Below are 11,689 nucleotides of genomic sequence, written 5' to 3' on the forward strand. Positions count from 1 at the left end.
AGCTTACTCTGTCCAGAGGACCTCGAGAGGGGCGCCGCTCGCGATCAGGGCGGCGATGGGCTGGACGGCGGGATCGCCCGTCGCCTCGGCCTCGAACACCGCGCGCTTCTTCGCGCCGGTCAGGGCCAGCACCACGCGGCGGGCGCGGGCCAGGTACGGGATGTTCAGGCTGATCCGCTCCTGCGGCGGGGCCATGCCGTCGCGCCCGGGCGGCACGCCGAAGACCGCGGGCTCCAGCGCCGTGGTCAGCAGGGTCTTCAGGGTCGGGCTGCCCGGGAACATGGAGCAGATGTGCCCGTCCTCGCCCATGCCCAGCAGCACGGCGTCCAGCGGCCCCTCGGCCTCCAGCGCGCGGGCGGCCAGGGCCGCGGCCCGGTCCACGGTGGCCGCGGCGTGGTGTAAGGGGATGAAGCGCGCGGCGGCGGCCGGGCCGGTCAGCAGGGTCTCGCGCATCAGCCGGGCGTTGGAGTCCGGCGAGCTTTCCGGCACATGCCGTTCGTCCACCAGGGTGACGGCCACCTTCGACCAGTCCAGATCGGCCTGGGCCAGACGCTGATAGATTGGCGACGGCGTCGATCCGCCCGCCCCGGCGAACAGGGCCTTGTTGTTTGTCGACAGACCTTCACTCAGCGCACTGGCCAGGCGTTCGGCGCAGGCTTCCGACCAGTCGTCGGCGGAGGAAAAAACTTCGATGGTGACGGTCATGCGGCCTTCTCCCATTGGGAGAAGGGGGAACCCGCGCACCGTAGCGCGTAGCGCGAAGGTACTCGCGCGGGGGATGAGGGGCGGGTGCGCGAAGGAACAACAACCGAACCCTCACCCTGCGCGCGAAGGACGGATGCGTTCGCATCCGTGCGCGCAGCCCTCTCCCACAGGGAGAGGGATTCATGCTCCTGCATCCTACTCATTCCACGCCCGTCCGTTTCGGCTCATCAGATCGAAGGCGCCTGAGGGCCCCCAGGTTCCCGCCTCATAGGTCTCGGGCTTGATCTCGGCGGCGCGCCAGGCGGCCGAGACGCCGTCGACCCACTCCCACGCCTTTTCCGCCTCGTCGCGGCGCACGAACAGGGTGGAATCGCCGTTCAGGGCGTCCATCAGCAGCCGCTCATAGGCGATGCGGCGGCGCGGCGGGCGGGCGTTGGCCCCCTCCATGCCCCACGACAGCGACATGCGGATCGGCTGCAGCCGCATCTTGGCGTCCAGCCCCGGCGCCTTGTTCATCACCGAGAGGGACACGTCCTCATCCGGCTGCAGGGCGATGACCATGCGGTTGGCGACGATGTCGCCGCGCCCGTCGCCGTCAAAGATGGAGTGGGGGACCGGCTTGAACTGGATGACGATCTCGGTCCGCTTGTCGGGCATGCGCTTGCCGGTGCGCATGAAGAACGGCACCCCGGCCCAGCGCCAGTTGTCGATGTCGGCGCGCAGGGCGACGAAGGTGTCGGTGTCCGACGCCTGACCGCGCTCCTGCTCATAGCCCTTGACTGCCTGGTCCTCGACGGTCCCGGGCGTGTACTGGCCGCGCACGGTGACCTTCCTGGCCGCCGCCTTGGTGATGGGGCGCAGGGACCGCAGCACCTTGACCTTCTCGTTGCGCACCGAGTCCGGGTCCATGTCCGACGGCGGCTCCATGGCCACCAGACACAGCAGCTGCAGCATGTGGTTCTGCAGCATGTCGCGCAGGGCGCCGTACTCGTCATAATAGGGCCAGCGGTCGCCCACGCCGGTGGTCTCGCCCACGGTGATCTGCACGTGGTCGATGGACAGGTTGTTCCACAGGGGCTCGAAGATGACGTTGGCGAAGCGCAGCGCCATCAGGTTCTGGACCGTCTCCTTGCCCAGATAGTGGTCGATGCGGAACACCTGGTCCTCGGTGAAGGCGGCGGCCACCGACTGGTCGATCTCGCGGAAGGTCTTCAGGTCGCGCCCGACGGGCTTTTCCAGCACGATGCGGGTCGTGGGCCCGGTCATGTCGATGGCCTTCAGCGCATTGACGATGGGGGCGTACAGCGACGGCGACACGGCCAGGAAGTAGGTTATGTCCTCGGTCCCCGCCTTTTCCTTGAGCGCGGTCAGGCTGTCGGGATCGGTGGCGTCCATGGCCAGGTAGTCGATCCGCTTCGCCAACCGATCGAAGGCCTTGACGCTCCACTGGCCGTCGCTTTCGGCGCGGGGCTGGACCCATTCGCGTACGCTGGCCAGATAGGCGTCGCGACTTTCCTCGCTGCGCGCGGCGGCGACGACCTTCAGCCCCTCGGGCAGGAGATCATCGTGCTCAAGGAAGTACAGCGACGGCAGCAGCATGCGCAGCGCCAGATCGCCGCCTCCGCCGAACAGAACGAGCGTCGGCATTCGCGCCTCACCTTCCCCAGTTGCGTGGATGGATCCGTCTTGGGGGATTTCCGCGCCCGCGCCAACCGGACCAATCCGGATTGAAACATCAGTTTATGCGCTGACACCGGTTTCCGGGAGCCCGCGGCGCAAGATTTCACTCCAGCGGCGTCAGTAGGTGAGGCGCAGCCCCGCGCGCAGGGTGCGCGGCGGACCATAGCCGGGCACGTCGTCGCCGGTGCGGGCGACCTGCACATCCTCGTCGAACAGGTTGTCGGCGGCCAGGTACAGAACGGTGCGCGTGTTCGCCCGCCATTCCGCCCGGGCGTCCAGCACCAGGGCGGGATCCAGCGCGCGGCTGTTCAGGTCGTCGTCAAAGCGGCGGCTCTCGTAGCGGGCGCGGGCCGACAGGCCGAGGCGCTCGGTGGCGCGCCAGTCGATCCCGGCGGTGGCGCTCCAGATGGGCGCCTGGGCGGGACGGAGCCCGGTCAGCTGGGGCGCGTCGGTCCCGCCGTCCATGCGGGCGTCGGTGGCCGACAGGGCGCCGGACAGGGTCACGGTCTCGAGCCGCCAGCGCGCCTCCACCTCGACGCCCGTGGCCTCCACGGTCCCGGAGTTGCGGCGCTCGCGCAGCACGCCGCCCGCAGGCACGAACCCGGCCACGGGGAAAGTCCCGGGGCCCTCGCCGATGGTGACGTTGACGATGGCGTCCTCGATCTCGTTGTGGAACACCGTGGCCGTCAGATCGACCGCGCCGCCGCTCCACGCCAGACCCGCCTCGATGCCGCGCAGCACTTCGGGCTCCAGCTCGGGGTTGGCCTCGGTGATGTCGTTGCCGACGCGGAAGGGCCGGTGCAGTTCATTCAGGGTTGCGGGCCGGAAGCCGGTGTAGGCCGCCGCCCGCGCCGCCCAGCCGCCGCCCAGATCGCGCCGCGTCGCCAGACGGGCGCTGACCACCTCGCCGTCGCGGTCGGGCGAGCGCTGGTCCAGCAACACCACATCCGTCACCGTGTTGGTTTCCAGTCGGCGGCCTTTTTCGTTGCTCCACCGGTCGGCGCGCAGGCCCCCGGCGACCAGCCACGGCCCGCCCGTCCAGGAGCCCTCGGCATAGGCGCCCGCGATCAGCGTCTCGCCCCCCGCGATCCGCTGGCGGCCGAACGCGTTCACCTCGCGTGCCTCGCCCTCGGTGGTGCGGACGTCGGCGCCCACCTCCCATTCCAGCGATCCGCCCCAGCGGTCGGTGGCGCGGCGCAGGGCCAGATTGGCGCCCAGCCCGGTGGCCGGTGTGGCGTACTGGTTGTTGGAGAGCGTCGTGCCGGACCGGTCCGGATTCACCGCCACGAAGGTGTTGGCGAGATCGCTGTCATGGCGCCACACCTGCGCCCGCCAGCCCAGCCGGTCGGCGGTGGGCTGCCGCGCCGCCGTCAGGCTGTAGATCTGGCCGCTGGAGACCGCCCGCGCCCCATCCAGCCCGGCGCCGCGCTCGTCCTCCCAGGCGCCGACGCGGGCGGAGACGGCGATGTCGTCGGTGGCGGCCCAGTCGGCGCGCAGGGCGCCGCCCAGGCTTTCCAGATCCGTGGGCGTATCCGCCGCGCCCTGTTCCGAGCCGCGCACCGGCACATAGCCGTCGCTGTGCTCGTAAAGACCGGAAGCGGTCAGGGTGAGCCGCCCGAAGCCGCGCGATCCCGAACCGGACAGGCGCGCGCCGCCGCGCTCGGCCAGCGAGGCGTCCAGCACGCCGCCGGCCTCGCGCTCGCGCAGCACGATCACCCCGGTCAGGGCGCCGGCGCCGTAGGGGCCTGCGCCCGAGCCGCGCACGATGTCCAGACTGCCGAGGGATTCCGGCGCCAGCTGCGACCAGATCACCCAGCCCCCGAACGGATCGTTCAGCGGCACGCCATCCAGGGTCACGAGCGTGCGGCCCGCCCCCGACGGCGCGATGGACCGCAGGGATATGCCCTGGGTGGTGGGGTTGGCGGACAGGCTGGATGTGCGGCGGAACAGCGACACGGCGGGCACGCCGGTCAGGGCCTCGTCCACCCGCTGGCTCGCCTCCAGATCGTCCTGGCTCAGCCGGATCACCGCAAAGGCGGCGTCGCCCGCGGCGGGCGGCAGGCGCGCGGCGGTGACCACGATCTCGTCAAGGGTGACGGGCGGGGCGGGCGGGACGTCGGATTGAAAGATGACGGGCTCCGGCGGGAAGGCTGGATGTGAAAGAGACCTGTCGAACAGATGGAACGTGCGGGCGTTCCCTCAAACCCCGGCGTCGAGCCGTTTCAGCAGGTCGGCGGCGAACTCGGACAGGGTGTCGTCCCGGGCGCCCATGACCAGAATGCGGTCGCCGGGGCGGGCCACCTGGATCAGGCGTTCGCCGCAGGCCGCCCGGTCCGGCAGGGCCTCCGCATGGCGGCCCGCCGCCGTCACCCCGCCCGCGATGTCGCCGGACCCCACGCTGCGGTCCGTGGTGCCGCCGTAATAGACCGGCTCGGGCATCAGCAGCACGTCGTCGGGGTTCATCAGTCGGGCGAAGACGTCGATGAACTCGGCCTTCATCAGCTTCAGCGGGCCGAAACCGTGGGGCTGGAACAGGATCAGCAGGCGGCCGGGAAAGGCGTGCAGGGTGTTCAGGGTGGCGGTGATCTTGTCCGGGTTGTGGGCGAAGTCGTCGATGACGGTCACGCCCCCCGCCTGACCGGCCACCTCTAGACGACGGCGGATGCCGGAGAAGTCGCCCAGCGCCGCCACGGCGTCAGCGACCGACACGCCCAGCGCCTTGACCGCGCCGACGGCCGCCAGCGCATTGGCGACATTGTGCGCCCCCGGTACGCGCAGCGCCGCGTCATGGGCCGCGCCGTCGGTCTCGATCAGGCGGAAGGTCATGCCGGCAGCGGTGGGGGCCAGGTTCTCGGCGCGCAGATCGGCTTCGGGATGATCGAGCGCGAAGGTGATCGTCGCCCTGGCCTGTTTCGCAAGGGCAGGGGTCTCGGCGTCGTCCAGGTTCAGCACCGCCGTCGTCGCCCGGCCCGCGAAGCCGCCGAACAGCGCGCGCAGCTCGTCCATGGACTTGTGATCCAGCGAGACGTTGGAGATCACGGCCACAGTGGGCTCGTAGCGGGCGATGGAGCCGTCGGACTCGTCCACCTCGCTGACGAACAGGTCCGGCCCGCCGATCAGGGCGCTGGCGAAGGGCTGGTCGGGCCGGACGAAATTCTTCATCACCGCGCCGTTCATGACCGTGGGTTCGCGCCCGGCCCGGTGCAGGATCCAGGCGATCATGCCGGTGATGGTGGACTTGCCACTGGTGCCCGCCACCCCGACGCTGGTCCCGGCCCCGTTGAACAGCTCCGACAGCAGCTCGGGCCGGGTCAGGATGCGGGCGCCCGCGGACTTGGCGGCGCGGATGTCGGGCACGGTGTCCTCCACCGCCCCGGTGGCCACCACCACCTGACCGGCGCGCACGCCCGACCCGTCCTGGGGGTGAAGGGTGAAGCCCTGGCCGCGCAACCAGTCGAATTTCTCCGGCGTCCGGCCTTGGTCCAGCGCCCGGTCGGAGCCTTCCACAGCGGCCCCGCGCGCCTTCACGATCAGGGCCAGCGGCAGCATGCCCGAGCCGCCGACGCCGCAGAAGAAATAGGACTGGTCTTGATTCATGCGCCGCGAACCCCGAAGGCTTGAAGCGCCTGACTAGCATGGACCGGCGGGTCCGCCAGAGGATTGCGCGACAGAATATGGCCAGCCCCGACAAGCCCTTCCGCATCGGCGTCGTGGCCGCCAGCTCGCGCTTCGATCGGGAGACCGCCGAGCAGGCGCAGGCGATGGTGCGCGCGCTGCATCCCGAGGGCTCGGTCGAACTGAAGTTCCACCCCGCGTCCTTCGGCAAGCACGGCCATTTCGCGGGCGACGACGCCAGCCGGGCGAAGGCTTTTCTGGAGATCGCCAACGACCCGACCCACGACGCCCTGTGGTTCGCCCGGGGCGGCTATGGCTCCTGCCGCATCGCCGAGGCGGTGATGGCGGGGGTCAGCGCGCACGCGCGCAAGAAGACATACATGGGCTATTCCGACGCCGGATCGATCCTGGCCGGGCTATACCGGCTGGGGTTCGAGCAGGTGTTCCACGGGCCGATGGTGCAGGACCTGCGCCGCTCCGACGGCAAGATCGCCTTCGCCCGCGCCCTCGACTGGCTGGTGCGGCGCGACAAGGCGGCGCTGGAGCCCGGCGTCCTGAGCGGCGGCGCGCCCACGGCCGCGTTCAACATCACCATCCTCAGCCAGCTTCTGGGCACGGCGCTGGAGCCGGACCTGACCGGCCACGTCCTGATGCTGGAGGAGGTGGGCGAGGCGGACTACCGCACCGACCGGGCCATGTTCCACATCACCGGCCAGCCCGCGATCCGCCGCGTCGCGGGCATCCGCCTGGGCCGGATCAGCGACGTCACCCCCAACGACCCGGACTTCGGCCTGACCTCGGAGCAGATCGTGCGCTACTGGTGCGACCGGTCGGGCATTCCCTATCTGGGCCGGGCCGACATCGGCCACGATTCCGCCAACCGTGTCGTTCCCTTCGGACCGTTGACCTGAGCCGTTCCAGGGTCGATCAGGGGACATCGTGATTTGAAGGGGCGAGCAGGCTTGGCCGACTCCCGCAAGGACAGAAAGGGCGCCGTCACCATCCATGACGTGGCGCGTCACGCCGGGGTCTCGCCCATGACCGTGTCGCGGGTCATGAACGCGGCCCCCGGGGTCAAGGACGCCACCCGCGAGAAGGTCCAGAAGGCGGTGGACGCTCTGGGCTATGCGCCGAATGCGGCGGCGCGAAGCCTGGCTCGTCAGGGCGGCGGACGCATCGGCCTGCTCTACTCCAACCCGTCGGCCGGCTATCTCAGCGAGTTCCTGGTCGGGGCCCTGGACGGCGCCCAGAAGACCGGCGCCCTGCTGCTGATCGAGAAGTGCGACCCCAACCCCGACAGCGAGCGCGCCGCCGTGGGCCGCCTGATCGCGGGCGGGGCCTCGGGCGTGATCCTGCCGCCGCCCCACGGGGAATCCTACGCTGCCCTGTCGGAGCTGAAGGACGGCGACGTGGCCGTGGTGGCTGTGGCTGCCGGGCGCTTCCGCTCGGACGCCAGCGCCGTGCGCATCGACGACTTCGCCGCCGCCGCCGAGATGACCCGGCACCTGCTGGAGCTGGGCCACCGCCGCATCGGCTTCATCAAGGGCGCGCCCAACCAGACCGCCAGCGCCGAGCGCCTGCTGGGCTTCGAGACCGAGATGCGCGCCGCCGACCCCGCCGCCACGGCCCTGATCGAGGCGGGCGAGTTCACCTATCGCTCGGGCCTCGAGGCCGCCGAGCGCCTGCTGTCGGCGCGACGGCCCCCGACGGCGATCTTCGCCTCCAACGATGACATGGCCGCGGGCGTCCTGACCGCCGCCCACCGCAAGGGGCTGGACGTGCCGGGCGAGCTGACCGTGGTCGGCTTCGACGACACCTCCATCGCCACCGCCGTCTGGCCCGAGCTGACCACCGTGCGCCAGCCGGTGGCCGAGATGGCCGAGGCCGCCGTGCGCATCCTCAGCGAGGACATCCGGGGGCGGGGACAGGCGCGCGGCGACGCGCCTGTCGACCGGCTGGTGCTGCACACCCTGGTCGTGCGTGACTCCTGCGGACCCGCGCCGACCGCCGCCTGACCGCCTGATCGGGCCGCCGCGTGATGGCTCTTGACACCGGCGGTCAGCCCTTTGATGTTACCGCTAACAGAAACGACCGCGCCGGTGGGCTCGCCCACCTCACGCGACGGCGGGGGAAATGACCAGTATTGTTGAATGCCTTGCGGCGGATTGGGACGCCGCGACCCTGATCGGACGGATCGAACTGCCCGAAGGCCCGACGCCCATCCGCGTCCGCAAGGGCCGGGTTCAGGACATCTCCGGTTTCGCCCCCACCTGCGCCGACGCGCTGGCCCGCGCCGATGACCTCGCCGCCTTCGAAGGCGGCGATCTCGGCGCCTTGGCCGACATGGATTTCGCCACGGTCTGGGACGAGCCCTCGCCCGGCGCGATCAAACTGCTGTCGCCGGTGGACCTGCAATGCGTCAAGGCGTCGGGTGTCACCTTCGCCGTCTCGGCCGTGGAGCGGGTGATCGAGGAGCGCGCCCGGGGCGACGCCGCCGCCGCCGACGAAATCCGCAAGGCGCTGAAGGACAAGGTGGGCGCCGACCTGTCGGCCGTTAAGCCTGGCTCGGAGCAGGCCGCCGCCCTCAAGACCGCCCTGATCGCCGACGGCCTGTGGTCCCAGTATCTGGAGGTCGCCATCGGCCCGGACGCAGAGATCTTCACCAAGGCCCCGATCCTGTCCTCGGTGGGCTGGGGCGACTATGTGGGCGTGCGCTCGGACTCCGCCTGGAACAACCCCGAGCCCGAGGTGGCGGTGGTCTGCGATGCCACCGGCCGCATCCTCGGCGCGACCCTGGGCAACGACGTCAACCTGCGCGATATCGAGGGACGTTCGGCCCTGCTGTTGGGCAAGGCCAAGGACAACAACGCCTCGGCGGCGCTGGGCCCGTTCATCCGCCTGTTCGACGACGCCTTCACCCTGGACGACCTGCGTCAGGCCACCATTTCGCTGGAGGTGGTCGGCGAGGACGGCTTCGTCATGAAGGGCGAAAGCTCCATGAGCCTGATCAGCCGCGATCCGGTGGATCTGGTCGGTCAGACCATCGGCAGGCACCACCAGTACCCCGACGGCCTCATCCTCTATCTGGGCACCATGTTCGCCCCCATCGAGGATCGCGATGCGCCCGGCGGCGGCTTCACCCACAAGCCGGGCGATCGGGTTCGGGTGTCCTCGCCCCGCTTGGGGGTTCTGGACAACAAGGTGACCACCTGTGACCAGGCCCCGCCCTGGACCCTGGGGGTCTCCGGACTGATGCGTAATCTGGCCTCTCGCGGCCTGCTTGGAGGCGCGCGGTGAGCGAAGCCATCTATCCCTCTCTCAAGGACCGGCTGGTTGTGATCACCGGCGGCGGTTCGGGCATCGGCGAAGGCATGACCGAGGCCTATGTCCGGCAGGGCGCGCGCGTCGTGTTTCTGGACATCGCCGAGGCGCCGTCCCGCGCGCTGGAGGCGCGCCTTGCGAAACAGGCTCCCGCACCGGTTTTCCTGCCCTGCGACCTGACCGATCTCGACGCGCTGAAGACCTGTTTCGCCCGTATCGAGGCGGAGCACGGCGAGGTGGACGTGCTCATCAACAACGCCGCCAATGACGATCGTCACCAGGCCGAGGCCGTCACGCCCGTCTACTGGGACGAGCGCATGGCGGTGAACCTGCGCCACCAGTTCTTCGCCGCCCAGGCGGTTGCCCCGGCCATGCGCCGACGGGGCAGGGGCGTGATCCTGAACCTGGGCTCCATCTCCTGGCATCTGGGTCTGCCGGACCTGTCGCTCTACGAGACAGCCAAGGCGGCCATCGAGGGCATGACCCGCGCCCTGGCCCGCGAATGGGGGGCGGACGGCGTGCGCGTCGCCTGCATCGTGCCCGGCAATGTGAAGACCGAACGCCAGATGAAATGGTACACGCCGGAAGGCGAGGCCGAGATCGTGGCGGCCCAGTGCCTGACGCTGAGGATCGAACCCAGGGACATCGCCGCCATGGCCCTGTTCCTGTCTTCGGAAGACGCCCGCGCGATCACCGGGCATGAGTATTTCGTGGACGCAGGCTGGCGATAGCCGGGCGTCTCAACCGGGGTCGGGAGAACCCCATCGGGAGGATTGAGGCATGACGGATCTGAATCAGGCGGGGGCTCCGCCCTCGGCCGAACTCGAGCGAACGAACATGGGGCTGGTCATCCTCACCGTGCTGGTGGCGACGATCGGCGGCTTTCTGTTCGGCTACGACAGCGGCGTCATCAACGGCACCGTGGAAGGCCTGCGCCAGGCCTTCGATTCCCAAGCGGTGGGCACCGGCTTCAACGTTGCCTCCATGCTGCTGGGCTGCGCGGTCGGCGCGGCCTTCGCGGGCCGGGCGGCCGACGTCTGGGGCCGTCGCACCATGATGATCGTTGCGGCGGTGCTGTTCATCGTCAGCGCCTGGGGCTCAGGCATCGCGGGCACCTCCACCGAGTTCGTCATATACCGCATTCTGGGGGGGCTGGCCGTGGGCGCCGCCAGCGTCATGGCTCCGGCCTACATCTCCGAGATCGCTCCGGCGCACATGCGCGGCCGCCTGACCACGATCCAGCAGATCGCCATCATCTCCGGCCTCTTCTTCTCGTTCCTGGCCAACTACCTGCTGGCCAACACAGCGGGCGGATCGACCGCCGAGTTCTGGCTGGGCTTCACCACCTGGCGCTGGATGTTCTGGATCGAGCTGATCCCCGCGGTCATCTTCTTCTTCGCCCTGTTCCTGATCCCCGAAAGCCCCCGCTTCCTGGTCATCAAAGGCAAGCACGAGAAGGCCACCGAGGTTCTGGCCCGCCTGTTCGGACCGAAGGCCGCCGGCCTCAAGGTCGCCGAAATCCAACAGTCCCTGACGGCCGATCACAAGCCGCGCCTGTCGGACCTGATCGACCGCAACAAGGGCGGCATCCGCATGATCGTCTGGGCCGGCATCGGCCTGGCGGTGTTCCAGCAACTGGTGGGCATCAACATCGTCTTCTACTACGGCGCGGTGCTGTGGCAGTCGGTCGGGCTGAGCGAAAACGACGCCCTGATGATCAATGTACTGTCCGGCGCCCTGTCCATCGCGGCGGTGATCGCGGGCCTGCTGGTGATCGACAGGCTGGGCCGCAAGCCCATGCTGCTGATCGGCTCGGTGGGCATGGCCATCACCCTGGGGCTGGTGGCCTACGCGTTCTCCACCGGAACCTTCATGGCTTCGGGCACGGTGCTGGAAGCGGGTACGGCGCTGAACAACGGCACGGTCTATGACGCCCAGACCACCCTGTCCTCCAGCTTCCTCGACCTGACGCCGGGGATGGGTCTGCTGGCGCTGGTGGCGGCCAATATCTATGTGATGTTCTTCAACTTCAGCTGGGGCCCGGTCATGTGGGTCATGCTGGGTGAAATGTTCCCGAACCAGATCCGCGGCTCCGGCCTGGCGGTTTCGGGCTTCGCCCAGTGGATCGCCAACTTCGGCATCACCATGAGCTTCCCGATCATGGCCGCCGGCATCGGCCTGACGTTGACCTACGGCTTCTACGCCGTCAGCGCCCTGGTCTCGGTCTTCTTTGTCCTGGCCCTGGTCCACGAGACCCGCGGCAAGGAGCTGGAGCAGATGACCGGCTGAGCCGCCGGTTATCGACACAAGCGGGCGGGGCCGAACGAATTCGTCGTTCGGCCCTTGCCTGATTTTGGAATGACTTAAG

9 protein-coding genes are annotated in these 11,689 nt (G+C 69.6%); 5 read left to right on the forward strand and 4 right to left on the reverse strand.

What is annotated here, in order from left to right; translation table 11 throughout:
• Positions 1–3: 3 nt before the first annotated feature.
• The 4 genes from pgl to murC form a co-directional block, all read right to left on the reverse strand.
• Entirely contained in the window at positions 4–705 is a 702-nt protein-coding gene (pgl, locus tag ACK4SE_RS00385) for a 6-phosphogluconolactonase (protein WP_409687092.1), read from the reverse strand.
• Positions 706–900: 195 nt separating this feature from the next.
• On the reverse strand, positions 901–2,352 hold the full coding sequence (gene zwf / locus ACK4SE_RS00390; protein ID WP_409687095.1) for a glucose-6-phosphate dehydrogenase: 1,452 nt from the start codon (positions 2,350–2,352) through the stop codon (positions 901–903).
• Positions 2,353–2,502: 150 nt separating this feature from the next.
• Positions 2,503–4,464, reverse strand: coding sequence for a TonB-dependent receptor (locus tag ACK4SE_RS00395; protein WP_409687098.1), 1,962 nt, complete (start codon positions 4,462–4,464; stop codon positions 2,503–2,505).
• Between the two features lie 120 nt (positions 4,465–4,584).
• The gene (murC, locus tag ACK4SE_RS00400; protein ID WP_409687100.1) at positions 4,585–5,982 is read right to left on the reverse strand and encodes a UDP-N-acetylmuramate--L-alanine ligase; all 1,398 of its coding nucleotides are present in this window, start codon (positions 5,980–5,982) and stop codon (positions 4,585–4,587) included.
• Positions 5,983–6,059: 77 nt separating this feature from the next.
• On the opposite strand from murC, the gene ACK4SE_RS00405 reads away from it, so the two are divergent.
• The 5 genes from ACK4SE_RS00405 (at position 6,060) to ACK4SE_RS00425 (ending at position 11,610) form a co-directional block, all read left to right on the forward strand.
• Entirely contained in the window at positions 6,060–6,911 is an 852-nt protein-coding gene (locus ACK4SE_RS00405) for an LD-carboxypeptidase (protein WP_409687103.1), read from the forward strand.
• Positions 6,912–6,962: 51 nt separating this feature from the next.
• Positions 6,963–8,015 (forward strand): LacI family DNA-binding transcriptional regulator, encoded by a 1,053-nt coding sequence (locus ACK4SE_RS00410; RefSeq protein ID WP_409687106.1) that lies wholly within the window; start codon positions 6,963–6,965, stop codon positions 8,013–8,015.
• Positions 8,016–8,133: 118 nt separating this feature from the next.
• Positions 8,134–9,297 carry a fumarylacetoacetate hydrolase family protein gene (locus ACK4SE_RS00415; protein WP_409687109.1) on the forward strand — a complete coding sequence of 388 codons (1,164 nt, stop codon included), beginning with the start codon at positions 8,134–8,136 and terminating at the stop codon, positions 9,295–9,297.
• Positions 9,294–10,052 carry an SDR family NAD(P)-dependent oxidoreductase gene (locus tag ACK4SE_RS00420; RefSeq protein WP_409687112.1) on the forward strand — a complete coding sequence of 253 codons (759 nt, stop codon included), beginning with the start codon at positions 9,294–9,296 and terminating at the stop codon, positions 10,050–10,052. The genes ACK4SE_RS00415 and ACK4SE_RS00420 overlap by 4 nt, the downstream gene beginning before the upstream one ends.
• Positions 10,053–10,101: 49 nt before the next feature.
• Positions 10,102–11,610, forward strand: coding sequence for a sugar porter family MFS transporter (locus tag ACK4SE_RS00425; protein WP_409687115.1), 1,509 nt, complete (start codon positions 10,102–10,104; stop codon positions 11,608–11,610).
• The last annotated feature ends 79 nt before the right edge of the window (positions 11,611–11,689 follow it).

Origin of the sequence: Brevundimonas sp. (assembly GCF_046293315.1) — a bacterium.
GTDB lineage: Bacteria > Pseudomonadota > Alphaproteobacteria > Caulobacterales > Caulobacteraceae > Brevundimonas.